11 protein-coding genes, 1 tRNA gene and 2 pseudogenes are annotated in these 15,581 nt (G+C 62.2%); 11 read left to right on the top strand and 3 right to left on the bottom strand.

Translation table 11 applies throughout. The annotated features are described in order from the left end of the window. The first annotated feature begins 38 nt into the window (after positions 1-38). From NKI96_RS00470 to NKI96_RS00445, 6 genes and pseudogenes are all read left to right on the top strand, one after another. A complete protein-coding gene (locus NKI96_RS00470; protein WP_352802492.1) occupies positions 39-1,139 on the top strand; it encodes an ABC transporter ATP-binding protein in 1,101 nt (366 codons plus the stop codon). A gap of 34 nt (positions 1,140-1,173) precedes the next feature. Next, on the top strand, positions 1,174-2,463 hold the full coding sequence (locus tag NKI96_RS00465) for an ABC transporter substrate-binding protein (protein ID WP_023700524.1): 1,290 nt from the start codon (positions 1,174-1,176) through the stop codon (positions 2,461-2,463). A 321-nt stretch (positions 2,464-2,784) separates the two neighbouring features. After that, positions 2,785-3,612 (top strand): annotated as a pseudogene (locus tag NKI96_RS00460) (ABC transporter permease); the annotation flags it as partial. Between the two features lies 1 nt (position 3,613). Next, positions 3,614-4,432: an ABC transporter permease gene (locus NKI96_RS00455; protein ID WP_352802488.1), complete on the top strand. Its 819-nt coding sequence runs from the start codon at positions 3,614-3,616 to the stop codon at positions 4,430-4,432. A 2-nt stretch (positions 4,433-4,434) separates the two neighbouring features. Further along, a complete protein-coding gene (locus NKI96_RS00450; RefSeq protein WP_352802485.1) occupies positions 4,435-5,181 on the top strand; it encodes an aspartate/glutamate racemase family protein in 747 nt (248 codons plus the stop codon). 5 nt (positions 5,182-5,186) lie between these two features. Next, the gene (locus NKI96_RS00445; protein WP_352802818.1) at positions 5,187-6,023 is read left to right on the top strand and encodes a GNAT family N-acetyltransferase; all 837 of its coding nucleotides are present in this window, start codon (positions 5,187-5,189) and stop codon (positions 6,021-6,023) included. 98 nt (positions 6,024-6,121) lie between these two features. On the opposite strand, the gene NKI96_RS00440 is transcribed toward NKI96_RS00445, so the two are convergent. After that, positions 6,122-8,338, bottom strand: coding sequence for a GumC family protein (locus NKI96_RS00440; protein WP_352802483.1), 2,217 nt, complete (start codon positions 8,336-8,338; stop codon positions 6,122-6,124). A 264-nt stretch (positions 8,339-8,602) separates the two neighbouring features. Between NKI96_RS00440 and NKI96_RS00435 the strand changes: the two genes are divergently transcribed. The 4 genes and pseudogenes from NKI96_RS00435 to NKI96_RS00420 form a co-directional block, all read left to right on the top strand. Then, positions 8,603-9,166 (top strand): polysaccharide biosynthesis/export family protein, encoded by a 564-nt coding sequence (locus tag NKI96_RS00435; RefSeq protein ID WP_023669390.1) that lies wholly within the window; start codon positions 8,603-8,605, stop codon positions 9,164-9,166. Between the two features lie 7 nt (positions 9,167-9,173). Then, the gene (locus tag NKI96_RS00430; protein WP_023805115.1) at positions 9,174-10,304 is read left to right on the top strand and encodes a glycosyltransferase; all 1,131 of its coding nucleotides are present in this window, start codon (positions 9,174-9,176) and stop codon (positions 10,302-10,304) included. A gap of 85 nt (positions 10,305-10,389) precedes the next feature. After that, the gene (locus tag NKI96_RS00425) at positions 10,390-11,925 is read left to right on the top strand and encodes an undecaprenyl-phosphate glucose phosphotransferase (protein ID WP_023669388.1); all 1,536 of its coding nucleotides are present in this window, start codon (positions 10,390-10,392) and stop codon (positions 11,923-11,925) included. After that, positions 11,922-13,148, top strand: a pseudogene (locus NKI96_RS00420) (O-antigen ligase family protein); the annotation flags it as partial. The gene NKI96_RS00425 and the pseudogene NKI96_RS00420, both read left to right, overlap by 4 nt. Before the next feature lie 75 nt (positions 13,149-13,223). Here NKI96_RS00420 and NKI96_RS00415 read toward each other — a convergent pair. Together NKI96_RS00415 and NKI96_RS00410 are read right to left on the bottom strand one after the other, a co-directional pair. After that, the gene (locus tag NKI96_RS00415) at positions 13,224-14,207 is read right to left on the bottom strand and encodes a glycosyltransferase family 8 protein (protein ID WP_023693280.1); all 984 of its coding nucleotides are present in this window, start codon (positions 14,205-14,207) and stop codon (positions 13,224-13,226) included. Between the two features lie 41 nt (positions 14,208-14,248). Continuing rightward, the gene (locus NKI96_RS00410) at positions 14,249-15,214 is read right to left on the bottom strand and encodes a glycosyltransferase family 8 protein (protein WP_210164288.1); all 966 of its coding nucleotides are present in this window, start codon (positions 15,212-15,214) and stop codon (positions 14,249-14,251) included. A 248-nt stretch (positions 15,215-15,462) separates the two neighbouring features. Between NKI96_RS00410 and NKI96_RS00405 the strand changes: the two genes are divergently transcribed. After that, positions 15,463-15,539 (top strand) — tRNA-Pro (locus NKI96_RS00405). Positions 15,540-15,581 lie beyond the last annotated feature (42 nt).

Raw genomic sequence — 15,581 nt, 5'->3', positions numbered from 1 at the left:
TAATGCATTGGTTAATGCGACCAAACGGGGAAGCCTGAATGTCCAAAGCCGCCGAGATCGACATCGTCTCCGTTTCGAAAGTGTACGGAACGACGACTGCCGTCGAGGCCATCAGCCTGAAAATACCGGCAGGCACCTATTGCTGCCTGCTTGGCCCCTCCGGCTGCGGCAAGACCTCGACGCTGCGCATGATTGCCGGCCATGAAAGCATTTCGTCGGGCGATGTCCGCCTCGGCAACATCGTCGTCACCGACCTGCCGCCGGCAAAGCGTGGCACGGCGATGATGTTCCAGTCCTATGCGCTGTTTCCGCATCTCGACCTTGTCGACAATGTCGCCTTCAGCCTGAAGATGAAGGGCGTCGACAAGGAGCAGCGCCGTGCCAAGGCGCTCGACATGCTCAAGCTGATGCAGATGGAGGCCTATGCGACGCGCAGGCCGGCGCAGCTTTCCGGCGGCCAGCAGCAGCGTGTTGCACTCGCCCGCGCTCTGATCACCGATCCCGAGGCGCTGCTGCTCGACGAGCCGCTGTCGGCACTCGACCCGTTCCTGAAGATACGCATGCGCGCCGAGCTGAAGAAATTGCAGACCTCGCTTGGCATCACTTTCGTCCACGTCACCCACAGCCAGGAAGAGGCCATGGCCTTGGCGGACCTGATCGTGGTGATGAATGACGGCCGCATCGAACAGGCGGCGCCGCCGCGAGATGTGTTCGAAAGGCCGGCCACGGCCTTTGTCGCGCGCTTCATGGGCGACCACAATGTCATCTCCGGCCGGGTCACCAGCGAGCGTGGCGGCATGGTCGTCTTCGACGTCAATGGTGGCGCCTCGCTCGCCGCCCGCGGGCAAGGCCGGGAGGCGGGCCAGGAGGTGGGCACGCCGATCGACATTGCCATCCGCACCGACCATGTGCGCATCGGCGAAGCGCCCTCGCCCGGCCTTGGCTTCACCGGCATCGTCTCCAACATCGAGTATCGCGGCGCCACGGTGAAGCTGTCGGTCACCGGCGGCGGCATCGACGATTTCACCGTTATCATCGACGATTCCGACTTCTTCGCCAAACCCGTCGCCCTTGGCGACGCCGTACCGCTCGCCTGGGATTCCGAGGACGCCATCGTCCTCGGCCGCCTTCATTCATGAATTCGACGAAGCAAAACAAAACAGGGGAATAGGAATGACAAAAACAGTAGAAACAAAGACCGGAATTTCGCGCCGTTCGTTGCTCAAGACAGGTGCGGCCGCCGTCGGCCTCGCCGCAGGCTCGGGCGCCATTACAGGCTTCCCGACCATCTGGGCGCAGTCCAACATCACGCTGCGCCAGTTCGGCACCGGCGTGTCGAACCTGAACGCGATCGCCGACAAGTGCAAGGCCGACCTCGGCATCACGCTGGAAATGACGGCGACCGATTCGGACGCGGCCGCCCAGCGCGCCGTGACCCAGCCCGACAGCTATGACATCGCCGACATCGAATACTGGATCTGCAAGAAGGTGTTCCCGAGCGGCGTGCTGCAGCCGATGGATGTCAGCAAGCTGAAATACTACGACGAACTGGTGCCGTTGTTCAAAACCGGCAAGCTGACGCCCGACAGCATCATTGCCCAGGGCACCGCGCCGCACACGGTCGGCTATGTCGAAGCGCAGGACTCAAAGACCTTCGCCAAGGCGCCGACTAAGTGGTTCACCATGGTGCCGACGATCTACAATGCCGACACGCTGGGCATCCGGCCCGACCTCGTCGGCCGCGACATCACCACCTGGGCCGACATCATGGACCCGGCCTTCAAGGGCAAGACCGCGATCCTTAACATCCCGTCCATCGGTATCATGGATGCGGCCATGATCATGGAGGCCACAGGCAGCATCGAATATGCCGACAAGGGCAACATGACCAAGGAAGAGATCGACAAGACGATCGACTTCCTCATCAAGGCAAAGCAGGCCGGCCAGTTCCGCGCCTTCTGGAAGTCGTTCGACGAGAGCGTCAACCTGATGGCGTCCGGCGAGGTGGTCATCCAGTCGATGTGGTCGCCGGCCGTCGCCGCCGTGCGCTCCAAAGGCATCGCATGCCGCTTCCAGCCGCTCAAGGAAGGATACCGCTCATGGGGCGGCGGCCTTGGCCTTGCCGCCCATCTCAAGGGCGCCGAGCTCGACGCCGCCTACGAATACATCAACTGGTATACGTCGGGCTGGGTCGGCGGCTATCTCAACCGCCAGGGCTACTATTCCGCCAATATGGTCTCGGCCAAGAAGTTCATGTCCGAGGACGAATGGGGCTACTGGATCGAAGGCAAGCCGGCCAAGGGCGAGATCAAGGCGCCGGACGGCACCGTCATGGAAAAGGCCGGCGCCGTGCGCGACGGCGGTTCGTTCGAAGAGCGCATGGGCAAGGTCGCCTGCTGGAACTCGGTCATGGACGAGGACCGCTACATGGTGAAGCGCTGGAACGAATTCATCGCGGCGTAGAGCGGACGCGTTCACTGTGATGTTGCGATCCTTCGCGCCCCCCTCTGTCCTGCCGGACATCTCCCCCACTTGGGGGGAGATTGGCAGCGTCATGGCCGGCTCTTCGTTAGCAACGTTGGAGTTTGGCGAAGGCCGTTATGAGAGTTCGATCTCCCCCCTCGTGGGGGAGATGTCCGGCAGGACAGAGGGGGGCGCGAAGGATCGCAAGTCATCGCGATCACGCGGAGGATTTTCCCAATGACAGTCGCGCTCGAAAGCCCCGCCATCGCAGCAGCCAAGCCCGCCAGACGCCGCCGCGTCTCCCTTGGCGCCGTCACGCCCTATTTGCAATCGGCGCCGCTGGCGCTCATCCTCGGTGCGTTCCTGCTCTTGCCAATCATCATGATCGCCGTCGTCTCCTTCTGGGATTATGACTTCGCCGCCATGTATCCGGATTTCCTGACGACGAACTATTCCGACGTGCTGGGATCCTGGGTCACTTGGAAGACCTATCTCAACACCATCAAATTCGCTGCCATCGTCTGGGCTCTGACCTTGTTGATCGGCTTCTGGGTCGCCTATTTCCTCGCCTTCCATATCCGCACCACCGCCATGCAGATGGTGCTGTTCCTTGTCTGCACGGTGCCGTTCCTGACCTCCAACATCATCCGCATGATCTCGTGGATCCCGGTGCTTGGCCGTAACGGGTTGATCAACTCGACGCAGGTGCAATTGGGGCTGGTGCCAAAACCCATCGAATGGCTGCTCTATTCGGAATTCGCCGTGGTGCTGGCCATGGTGCATCTCTACACGCTGTTCATGGTAACGCCGATCTTCAACACGTTGATGCGCATCGACCGCTCGCTGGTCGAGGCCGCGCGCGATGCCGGCGCGTCCGGCTGGCAGGTCTTGTGGAACGTCGTCATCCCGCTGGCGAAGCCCGGCATGGCGATCGGCACCATCTTCGTCGTCACGCTGGTGATGGCCGATTTCTCCACCGTGCAGGTGATGTCGGGCGGCCAGAGCGCGTCGGTCGCATTGATGATGAAGAACCAGATGTCGCTGCTGCAGTATCCCGCGGCCGCCGCCAATGCCGTGGTGTTGCTGGTGTTGGTGCTGTTGATGGTCGCCGGCATCCTGCGCATCGTCGACATCCGCAAGGAGCTTTGAGGTGAGCCACGAAAAACGCACCCTCGAATTCTATGTGCTTGCGGCCTTCTTCACTCTGTTCGTGCTGTTCCTCTATGGCCCGCTGTCGGCGATCCTGATCCTTTCTTTCCAAGGCGAGACCGGCGGCCTCACCTTCCCGCTCAATGGCGTGTCGCTGCACTGGTTCGCCAATCTGTTCGAGCGTCAGGCGGTCGGCGATTTCGGCGGCAGCTTCAAGCGCTCGCTCGTGCTCGGCCTCATGGTGATGATCGTCACCGTCGTCGTGTCGCTGCTGGCAGGGCTCGCTTTCCGGCAAAAATTTCGTGGCGCCACCGCGCTGTTCTACCTCTCAGTCGCCAGCCTCGTCGTACCCTCGATCATCATTTCGCTCGGCATCGGCGTCGTCTTCCAGCAGGTGGGCTTGCGCCCAGCCTGGTACACGTCAGCCTTCGGCGCGCACCTGACCTGGACCTTGCCCTTCGGCGTGCTCATCATGTTCGCCGTCTTCAACCGCTTCTCGCCCGCCTATGAGGAAGCCGCGCGTGACTTGGGCGCCAACTCCTGGCAGACCTTCGCCCATGTCGTGCTGCCGATGATCGCGCCGAGCCTGATTGGCGTCGGCCTGTTCGGCTTCACGCTGTCCTATGACGAGTTCGCCCGCACGCTGATGACGTCGGGCACCTTCAACACGCTGCCGCTCGAGATCTACGGCATGACCACCAATGTCACGACGCCGGTGCTCTACGCACTGGGCACGGTGACCACCGTGTTCTCCTTCCTAGTGATCCTGGCCACACTGGGCGCCATCCTCTATGTCGGCCGCAGGCGGGCCAGGGTTTGATCGTGCAGATACTGGTGGTGAACCCCAACACGACGGCGAGCATGACCGAGACGATCGCGGCGGCGGCGCGCGGCGTCGCCGGCGCCGGGACCGAGGTGATCGCGGTCACCTCCTCGATGGGGCCGGCCTCGATCGAGGGCTATTATGACGAGGCATTGGCCGTGCCCGGCCTTTTGATGGAGATCGCCGCCGGCGAACGTGCCGGGGCTCAGGCCGCCATCATCGCCTGCTTCGACGATACCGGCCTGGATGCGGCACGCGCCATGGCCTCCATTCCGGTCATCGGCATCTGCGAGGCCGCACTCAGTGTCGCCTCCTACATTGCCCAGCGCTTCACAGTGGTGACGACCACCGAACGCTCGCGCGTCCCTGTCGAGGGGCTGGTGCAGCGCTATGGCATGGCCGGGCGTGCCCGCGTGCGCGCCGCCGACATTCCCGTACTCTCGCTTGAAGACGCTGCTTCCGGCGCTGTCGAGAAACTGCGCGCCGAGATCGCCCGCGCCATCGCGGAAGATCGCGCCGAGGCCATCGTGCTCGGCTGCGCCGGTATGGCCGACCTGGCACACCGGTTGCAGGAAGAGTTTGACCTGCCCGTCATCGACGGCGTCGGCGCGGCGGTCAAGCAGGCCGAGGCGCTGATCGCATTGGGCCTGTCGACCTCGAAGCGCGGCGCCTATGCCAGTCCGCTGGCCAAGCCCTATCGCGGCGTGCTGAAATCCTTCTCGCCGGGGGTGGTCGCCGCGGAGTGAACGCTATGAAGCCTACCGTCCGCGCATTGTCTCCGCCGGAACTGACCGTTCTCATCGACTGGGCGGCGGCTGAAGGCTGGAACCCTGGCCTTGATGATGCCGCCGCGTTCCGGCCAACCGATCCTGAAGGGTTCATCGGCGCTTTTGTCGCCAACGAGATGACCGCCGCCATCTCGGCTGTCGCCTATGGCGGCAACTTCGGTTTCATCGGTCTCTACATCTGCCGACCAGACATGCGCGGCAAAGGCCATGGCAAAGCAGTCTGGAATGCGGGCATGGCCAGGCTGGCCGGCCGAACGGTCGGCCTCGACGGGGTCGCCGCGCAGCTGGCGAATTATCGCCGCACGGGATTCAGCTCGGCGTACGAAACCATCCGCTTCAGCGGCCGTATCGCGACCCCGCCCGTCCGAAGCGAAGGGGTGCGCATGATAACCACGCAACTCGTGCCCGACATCATCGCCTATGACGCCCGCTGTTTCCCCGCGCCTCGACGAGCCTTCCTGCACCGCTGGGCGCAGCCGCCGAATTGCGGGTTCGCCGCGATCAGTTCACTCGGCACCATAGGCTACGCCGTGGCTCGTCCCTGCCGTTCGGGTTACAAGATCGGCCCGCTGTTTGCCGACGACACCGAGACGGCGATGCAGCTCATGGGCAGTCTGGCTGCCGCATGCGAAGGTGGCGACCTGCATATCGACGTTCCTGCCGAAAATTTCGATTTCACCACGGCGCTTTCAGCAATTGGTTTCAGGCCGACCTTCACCACCACGCGCATGTACAAGGGCCCGCCTCCGAAGGTCGACTCGCGCCGAATATTTGGCGTGACAACCCTGGAGTTGGGGTAGATCCCGGCGCCGACTGACAGGCTTGGTTTTTCGGGAGCCGGCGGGCGATGGACGAGCCAATCTGTAGTAGCGCCGCCTAAGTTGAATTGTCCGATGTCTCAGGCGGCGCTACGTCGTCCCGGCACCGGGTTACCCGGCGTCTCGTGGCCGATCGGCGTCACCAGAGTGAGGTCGGGATAGCCGCTTTCGATCAGCTCGACGGCGGCCTGCGCCACCTCATCGTCCGCCTGCAGCATGGACATGAAGACCTCGGTGCTGTCGCCGACCAGTCGGCTGATGCCTTGCGCATCGGCCGGTCCGCATTCGACGATGACCAGATCATAGGCGGTGGTCAGCGACTGCATGATGATCGGCAGCCGGTCGGCGGCGCGCATGGCGCGAACCGGATCGGCGGTGCCGACGGGAACGACATGGCAGTCGGAATAGAGGTCAGCGTGAATGACGTCGCTGAACTGCGCTTCCGAAGCCAGCAGATTGGTGATGCCGGGGAAAAGTCCGCTGTCCAGCATCGGCCGCGACGCCGCGCCCGATGCGGTCAGGTCGAGCAGCAACACGCGCAGGCCGGCGTCGGAGACTTCGCGCGCTACCAGCACTGCCGAGGCCGCGGCCTCATCGCCTTCGGGCGAGACGAAGATGGCGCGCGCAGCACCGCTGGCGATCAGCTTCTCCGCCGCCTTCTCGACATCGATCTCGCCAAGGCTGGAGCGGACAGGTTCAGGTTCGGCTTGCGGTTCGGAACCGGCGATCGCTGCGTCCTCCTGCACTGCAGGAGCCGGTTCGGGCTCTGGCACCAGTTCAGACTCCATGGTCGTCGGCTGATCGTCCACTTCCACGACCTCAGGAGCCGGTTCCGGGTCGACGTCCGGCGCCGACATTGCCGACATCGCAACCTGCTCGATACGCTCGAAGCGCGCCCCTGGGGCCGGACGCATGGCGCGGCCGGAAAACAGCTCCTGCAGCAGCGTGATGACCGACATCAGCAGCAGCGAGCCGACTAAGGCGGCGCCGACGATCGGCACGAGCTTGGGGAAATAGGGTTCCGACGGCACGCGCGCCTCGGAAAACACGCTGGCATCGACCGGCAGATAGTTTTTGCGCGAGGACACTTCGCGGAAGCTCGCCATATAGGATTCAAGCTGCTGGCGCCGGACGTTCGCCTCACGCTGCAGCGCATCCAGCTGGACTTGCTCCTCGCCGGCCCGCGACGACGCCGCTTTCAGCTTGTTGACGTCCGATATCAGCTGGTTTTCGCGCGCCTGGGCGGTCTGCGCCTGCGTCAGCAACCCGCGCATGATTTTTTGCGCTTCGTTGCGGATCTGGCCGTCGAGATCGGCAAGCTGCGACCTCATCGCCCGCAGGCGGGGATGGTTGTCGAGCAAGGTGGTGGAAAGATCGGCGATGTTGGTTCTGAGCTCGATCTGACGCTCACGCAGCCGCTGGATCAGATCGGAAGACAGCACTTCGGGTACAGCGTCCAGCGAACCGCCATTCTGCAAAGCCTGGCGCACCCTTTCGGCCGTCGCCTCGGCCGAAGCGCGGCTGGCGCGCACACGCGACAGTTCGGTCGATAGCTCGGACAATTGCTGTGTCGCCAGCACCGAATTGTTGCCGCCCATCAACAGGTCCGACTGGGCGGAACGGAAGGCCGCGACCTTGGCCTCTGCATCCCTGACCTGCTTCTGCAGATCGTCGATTTCCGGCCCGAGGAAGGCGGTCGCGGCGGCGTTCGACTTGGTCTTGGCGTCCGCCTGATAGGCCAGGTAGGCCTTGGCGATGGCGTTCGGAATGTCAGCGGCAAGCTGGGGATCTTCAGAGGAAAATTCGACGGCGATGACGCGGGTCTTTTCCACGCCATAAACATTGAGCTTGTCGCGCATCTTCGTCAGCACGCGTTCTTCGAGCGGAATTTCTTCCGGATCGCTCTTCAGCCCGGCAATGACCAGGAGCCGGGTGACCGGCGACATGCCGAGCGCATAGTTGAACTCGGGCTTGTCGCCCAGCTTAAGGTCGGCAGCCACCTGCTTGAGAATGTCGGACGAGGAAATGACCTGAACCTCGGTTGCTACACCTTCCGCATCGAGCACAGGTTTGTCGTCTTCATTGGTGCCGGCAGGCCGCGTATAGGCCGATTCGCTCAACTGGATTTTCAGCTGCGTCGTGGCCTTATAATGCGGCGTGGCAAGCCACGCGAACGCGAAGGCGAGACCAGTGACGAGAAGCGTGATCACAAGAATGCGCAGCCAGTTCCGCGCCAGGCTGGCGAAGAGCTGTCTCAGGTCGACATCGACATCTGCGGCCGCGGACTGGTCGGACATGCATTCCTGCTCCGGACATGAGGCTAGATGGTAGCGTAAACAACTATGGTAACTCAGCCGTTAAGATCGCGGTAAGCAGCTGTTAGGGTTTGCTGACATCCGGTAAACAAAGCCAGCAAAACTATACGGCTTTTTGTCGATTGCCGCCAAATCGGCCGCGTCCCTTTACCGGCCATTAACCCTAACAGGATGATAACGAACCCAGATCCTTAAGGTTTGCCGCCGTGTCCTGGCGGCCATAGCGACGAAGGTGTGTGTCCGATCATGAAAAGCGCTGCTGGTCTGTTTCGCGCTCTGCTGGCCGTGTCGATGCTCGCCGGCTGCTCCAGCTACCGGCCGACGCCGGCGGCCTTCCACGAGGTACTCGACCAGCCCTATCGGCTCGGCGCCGGCGACCGTGTCCGCGTCACCGTGTTCGAACAGGACGGTCTGACCAACACCTACAGTGTCGATCAGTCCGGCTACATGTCCTTCCCGCTGGTCGGCGCGGTGCCGGCGCGCGGCCACACGGCCCAGCAGCTGGAAAAAGCGCTCGCCGACAAACTGCGCCAAGGCTATCTGCGCGACCCCGACGTGTCGGTCGAGATCGATCGCTACCGGCCGATCTTCGTCATGGGCGAAGTGGGCGCCGCCGGCCAGTATTCCTACGTGCCGGGCCTCACCGTGCAGAAGGCCATCGCGATTGCCGGCGGTTTCTCGCCGCGCGCCAACCAGGAAAGCGTCGACATCACCCGCGACATCAACGGCAAGGTGATGACAGGCCGGGTGGTTACCTCCGATCCGCTGCTGCCGGGCGACACGGTCTACGTTCGCGAACGCCTGTTCTGACATCAACGTGGCGGACCAGCTCAGGATCGTCCACTGCTTTCGCTCACCCGTCGGCGGGATCTTCCGGCATGTGCGCGACCTGACGGAGGCCCAGCTCGCCGCCGGACATGTTGTCGGCATCGTCTGCGATTCGACCACCGGCGGCCAATACGAGGAACGCCTGTTCGACCAGATGAAGGACAGCCTGGCGCTCGGTATCCATCGCACGCCGATGCAGCGCCATGTCGGACCGGGCGACCTCGCCTCCGCTTGGCGTACCTATCGAATCATCAAGGAATTGCGGCCGGACGTGTTGCACGGGCACGGCGCCAAAGGTGGCGCCTATGCCCGTCTGTTCGGCTCATTGTTGCGGGTATCAAGGTCTCGCGTAGCCCGCCTTTATTCGCCGCATGGCGGCTCCCTCCACTATGACGAAACGACGACCACCGGAAAGCTGTTCTTCGCGCTGGAGCGCTTCATGGGGCGCTTCACCGATTGCCTGCTGTTCGTCTCCGACTATGAGCGGCGCACCTATCGCAGGAAGGTCGGCGAGCCGCCTATCCCGAACACGCTGGTCTATAACGGCCTGCGCGCCGCCGAATTCGAGCCGGTGGTCACACAGCCCGACGCAGCCGACCTGCTCTACATCGGCATGATGCGCGACCTCAAAGGGCCTGACATTTTCATCGACGCGCTGGTGCTGGCCGGGTCCCAGCTTGAGCGCCGCTTGACCGCGGTCATGGTCGGCGATGGCGACGACCTGCCGCGCTACCATGCGCAGGTGAAACGGCTGGGCCTCGAAAAACAGGTCCGCTTCTTGCCGCCTATGCCAGCCAGGGAGGCCTTTGCACTGGCCGACCTCGTGGTTGTGCCGTCGCGCGCGGAAGCCATGCCCTATATCGTGCTGGAGACGCTGGCCGCAGGCAGGCCGATGATCGCCACGGCCGTCGGCGGCATTCCCGAAATCTTCGGTGAGGGATCCCCTGCCCTGATCCGTCCCGATCCGCGCCAACTCGGCGACAAGGTGGGTGAAGCGCTGCGCGATCTCGACGCCTACCGGCGCGTCATGCCCGATACCGCCAGCCTCAAGGCGCGATTCGGCGCCGATGTGATGGCCGCCGAAATCGAAAAGGCCTATTTCGCCGCGCTCAACAGATAGACGACCGTCCAAAACCACAAGTTGTCTCAAGGTTTTTTTAGCTCTCTTTCTGCTATCGTCATCGCGGAAGCTTGTGGGAAACCCGATGAACGAGACCGACCCCACGCGCCGCTTTTCGGCCGATGCGGTGCGCAAATTCGACAGTCCTGCCGAGAGCCCCACGCCCGGCGGCATGAACAGTGTTGCCCGCCAGGTCGCCTCGCAATACCGGCGCGATACGATGTCGCCGGTCATGGTCAGCGGCGTATTGCGCATCGGCGAATTCGGCTTGCTGTTCCTGTCGGGGCTCGCGCTCTACTTCCACTTTGTCGGCTTCTTCAACTATCTCGCCTGGCAATATCCGCTGACCATTGCCGCGGCGTCATTCGTGGCCGTGGTGCTGCTCGACGTCAGCGATTGCTACCAGATCTCCGCCTTGATGCGACCGATCTCCAATCTCGGCCGCGTGCTGATGGTCTGGGCCGGCACCTTCGCGCTGATGGCGCTGACGGCCTTCATCATGAAAATGTCGGAGGATTATTCGCGTCTGCTGTTCGGCACCTGGTTTGTCGTCGGCCTGCTTCTGCTGTTCGGCCTCAGGCTGGTGATGTCGAAGCTGATCCGGCGCTGGGCGCGCAACGGCCGCATGGAACGCCGCGCCGTCATCGTCGGCGGCGGCAAGGCGGCCGAGATGCTGATCCGCTCGGTCGAGAAGCAGCCAGACAACGACATCCGTATCTGCGGCATCTTCGATGACCGCGGCGACAAGCGCTCGCCGCCGATCGTGGCCGGCTATCCCAAGCTCGGCACCATTTCGGAGCTGATGGAATTCGCTCGCATCGCGCGCATCGACATGCTGATCGTGTCGCTGCCGCTGACTGCCGAAACGCGCGTGCTGCAGCTGCTGAAGAAGCTCTGGGTGCTGCCGGTCGACATCCGGCTCTCGGCGCATTCGAACGCTTTGCAGTTTCGCCCGCGCGCCTATTCCTACATCGGCTCGGTGCCGATGCTCGATATCTTCGACAGGCCGATCAACGACTGGGATTCGGTCGCCAAGCGCGCCTTCGACATCGTCTTCTCGCTGATCGGCATCATCCTGTTTTCCCCGGTGATGCTGGCGACGGCCATCGCCATCAAGCTCGACAGCAAGGGTCCGGTGCTGTTCAAGCAGAAGCGGCACGGCTTCAACAACGAGATCGTCGAAGTCTACAAATTCCGCTCCATGTATACCGACCGCTCGGACCCGACCGCCAAGCAGACGGTGACCAAGAACGATCCGCGCGTCACCCGCGTCGGCCGCTTCATCCGCAAGAGCTCGATCGACGAGCTGCCGCAGTTCTTCAACTCGCTGTTCGGCACGCTGTCACTGGTCGGTCCGCGCCCGCATGCGATTGCCGCGCAGTCGCACAACCTTCTCTACAACGAGGTGGTCGACGGCTATTTCGCCCGCCACAAGGTCAAGCCCGGCGTCACCGGCTGGGCGCAGATCAATGGCTGGCGCGGCGAGATGGACACCAATGAGAAGATCCGCATGCGCACGGAATACGACCTCTATTACATCGAGAACTGGTCGATGCTGTTCGATCTGCGCATCCTGCTCATGACGCCGCTGCGGCTGCTCAACACGGAAAACGCCTATTGAGCGCGATTTCCCATGATGTGCCGAAGGCTGCGGTCAATGCCAAGCTGATCGCGCTGATATCCTCGGGCGCGGTGTTTTTCGGCGTCTTCCTGTCAGGCTTCGTCATCGACGAACCGGCGCCCTACGATCTTTTCATGCTCGGGCTGATCGGGGTGTGGGTGCTGTTTGGCCTGCGCATATCGCGCGCCGCCGTGCCGCTGCTCGTGCTGCTGATCACGATGAACATCGGCGGCATGATTGCCATGACGCAGATGGCCGATCTCGCCAACACACCGCTCTATCTCGCCGTCTCGCTGTTTCTCGCGTTCACCGCGGTGTTCTTCTCGTCGGTGACGGCGGTGCAGCCCGGCCTCTACCGGCTGATCTTCATCGCCTATGTCGTCTCCGCGGTGGTGACCTCGCTGCTCGGCATTGCCGGCTATTTCCACGCTTTCCCGGGCGCTGAAATCTTCACCAGATACGACCGCGCCCAGGGCGCCTTCCAGGATCCGAACGTGTTCGGACCATTCCTGGTGCTGCCCGGCATCTATCTGCTCTATCTGCTGTTGACCGGCTCGATCGCGCGCATGCCGCTTCTGGCGGTGCCGCTGCTGATCATCACCGCCGGCATCTTCTTTTCGTTCTCGCGCGGCGCCTGGGGCATGTTCGCCGTCTCGGCCATCCTGCTCACCGGCGCCCTGTTCCTGCAAAGCAACAGCGGCAAGTTCCGGCTGCGCGTCATCATCATGACCATTGCCGCCGTCACCCTGCTGGTGGTCGCCATGATCGTCATCCTGCAGCTGCCCGGCGTCGGCGAGATGTTTTCCAGCCGCGCCCAGCTCGAACAGAGCTACGACACGGCGCGCCTTGGCCGCTTCGCCCGCTACACGATCGGCTTCGAGATGGCGCTCGAACGTCCGCTCGGCATCGGCCCGCTGGTATTCGGCACCATTTTCGGCGAAGACACGCACGACATCTGGCTGAAGACGCTGATGGATTATGGCTGGCTCGGCTTCGTCTCGTTCCTGTCGCTGACGCTGTGGACGATCGCCGCCGGCTTCCGCATCCTTTTGCGCGACCGGCCATGGCAGCCCTATCTGCTCTGCGCCTACGTCGCTTTCATCGGCAATATCGGGCTCGGCACCTTCATCGACATCGACCACTGGCGCCATGTCTACCTGCTGCTCGGCCTGATCTGGGGCGCGATCGCGCTGGAATACAGGCATCAGCGCGGGTTGCGGCCGGTGGCGGCAAACCGAACCGATGGGAAAGCAGACGGGTTCGAGTGGCCCGCCCTCGGGACGAATTGCGACCGACGATTATCTCGCGATACCGGTCACCCGCTCGGGATACTGCACTGCCAGCATCGATTTGTCGGCGTGATCGGCGAAGATGGCGCTGACCTTTTCGGCGTCGAATCTCGCCCTGCGTTTGCGCTTCTCGTCGTTCAACAAGATGCCGCTGATGGCATCGAACTTGCGGCCAAAATTCTTCATCAACCCTCTCTTGACCGGCCAGCTGCGGCTGAAGCGTCCTGCCCAGGGGGTGCCTTTCGCCAGGTCGCGATAGACCGCCATGGCGTCGACCTCGACACCGACTGGCCGGGGCTCCCAAGGTTTGCCCCACGCGAAGTGCCGAGCATAGCACCTGCTGAAAGGAATCTGGCTGCTGTAGTTGGTCATCACGTTCCAGAACGGGTGCATCGTCTGCCATCGGCCTTCGAAGGCCACGTTCAATGCGCCCTGATCCATTCCGTAGACATGCTCGGACGCCAGCTGCCGCGTACGCTCCAGAAGCCCCTCAGCCCTGAGCAGGGGCATGTTGAAGAGAAGAACGCCGGCGTTGAATTTCGGCGCTCCAGGCTGCATCGGCAGATGTTGCCTGTACTTTGCATCGAAGTAACTCTGCTCGTCGTGAGCGGCCAGCAACGGTGCATTGAGCGGGGTGTTGCCGAGATCGGCTATCGATCGGTTGAAAAGCACATCGGCGTCTGAATAGGCGATGCGGTCGTATGGCTCGAATTCAGGCAATTGATCGGCAAACAGCCTGATGTAGGTCGCAAGGGTGGGATGCGTTCCACGGTTGAAGTTCGTCGCCTCCATGAATTTCGTCACGTCGATGATGCCGATCCTCCCATCGAGCAAACGCTCGCCGGCAACCCGGTCTTCGGCGGAGATCATGCCAGTGTGCAGGATAAAGCCGTCGACCGGTGCCGAAACATCCAGGACGCGGCGAGCCGCCAGACAGGCAAAGGGGAAGAATTTTTGGTCGGCAGCAAAAAAGAAACATGATCTCTGTTGCATGCTACAATACCCGCCCGTTGACTGTGGCCCGTCGTAGCGGCTCAAGCGAACCCTCCCAGTACTTCTGGGAAACTGACGGCCAGGGCCCCGGAATCAGCTTGCTCCGCATAGATCTTGTGGGTCTTGCGGCCATCATAGTAAGCTCGCCGTTTCTTTCTCTTATCGTTGAGCAGAAGCCCCCGAGCGGCATCGATCCGGCGCCCCAGCCTCTTCAGCACGCCTCGCTCGAATGGAATGCGTTGCCGAAAGCGTTGAAGCCAAGGCGTGTCCTTCGCAAGGTCGCGATAGACCGCCAAGGCGTCGAGCTCTACGCCGACCTGGCTTCCCCATGGCTTGCTGCCTGAAAAATGCCGGGCGTATGCCTGAGAGAATCGATACTCTTTCGTGTAGTTGGACATCAAATTCCAGTTCGGATGCATCGTCTGCCACTTGCCTTCGAAAGCGATGTTTAGCGCGTTCTGGTCGTTCAGCTTTTTCTCGATGGCGACTTGACGGGTATGCTCCAAAAGCGATTGGGCACGCACAGATATCATGTCAAACAGCAGCACGCCCGAATTGAAGTACGGAGCTCCCGGCTGCATCGAGAGCTTCTGCCGATAGGTCGGCAGGAAATACATATAATCATCATGGGCCGCCAGCAGCGGGGCCTGAAGCTTCTGGCCTGTCAGGTCGCCAATGTCTCGGTTGAACAACACGTCGCAGTCCGTGTACGCGATACGATCATAAGCTTCGAATTCAGGTATCTGGTCCGCAAACAGTCGAATGAACGCGGCAATGCCGCTGTCGCGAAATCCGGATCTCACCTTCTCCATGAACGACGAAACGTCGACCAGTTCGACTTGACCCTTGAGCAGGCGCCGCGCCACCCGCATGTCATCGTCGCCTGCGCCAACGTAAAGAATGAAGCCTGGCGTCGTCGGCGCCGAGACGTCCAATATTCTGCGCGCTGTCAAGCATGCATACGGAAAATAGCCCCCGTCAGCCGCAAGAAAAAAGCAGGAGTTCACGTCCAATCCTTCTCGTCGCTCAAGCGCGAGCCATATCCCCTTGGTGTTTCATCGACAAGTTGGATGTTGGTGCTCACTATTGAACGTTTGCCTGGATATTTGGGTGCGTCCCACTTTCTCAGCTATCCGCAGAGCCGCCGCGATTCGGCACGCTGTCGCCAAGCGAGGTGATATTCGTTCGGCTCGTTCACATGCGCCGTTTTAGCCCTTGCACCACAACTCTCGAAAATATAAGGCTTTGCGCGGTCCGGAGTGTAGCGCAGCCCGGTAGCGCACTTGACTGGGGGTCAAGGGGTCGTCGGTTCGAATCCGGCCACTCCGACCAAACAACACAGGCGACTAGCTGCTTCCCCCAAAGTGGCCATGC

Origin of the sequence: Mesorhizobium sp. M0292, from assembly GCF_040321695.1 — a bacterium.
Classification (GTDB): domain Bacteria; phylum Pseudomonadota; class Alphaproteobacteria; order Rhizobiales; family Rhizobiaceae; genus Mesorhizobium.
Note: the sequence above shows the minus strand (reverse complement) of the source record. Positions and strands in the feature narration are given on the sequence as shown.

Bases quoted from the DNA above. Each gene is read 5' to 3' on its own strand.
- NKI96_RS00470 (WP_352802492.1), top strand. From the start codon at position 39: ATGTCCAAAGCCGCCGAGATCGACATCGTCTCCGTTTCGAAAGTGTAC.
- NKI96_RS00465 (WP_023700524.1), top strand. From the start codon at position 1,174: ATGACAAAAACAGTAGAAACAAAGACCGGAATTTCGCGCCGTTCGTTG.
- NKI96_RS00445 (WP_352802818.1), top strand. From the start codon at position 5,187: ATGAAGCCTACCGTCCGCGCATTGTCTCCGCCGGAACTGACCGTTCTC.
- NKI96_RS00440 (WP_352802483.1), bottom strand. From the start codon at position 8,338: ATGTCCGACCAGTCCGCGGCCGCAGATGTCGATGTCGACCTGAGACAG.
- NKI96_RS00435 (WP_023669390.1), top strand. From the start codon at position 8,603: ATGAAAAGCGCTGCTGGTCTGTTTCGCGCTCTGCTGGCCGTGTCGATG.
- NKI96_RS00425 (WP_023669388.1), top strand. From the start codon at position 10,390: ATGAACGAGACCGACCCCACGCGCCGCTTTTCGGCCGATGCGGTGCGC.
- NKI96_RS00415 (WP_023693280.1), bottom strand. From the start codon at position 14,207: ATGCAACAGAGATCATGTTTCTTTTTTGCTGCCGACCAAAAATTCTTC.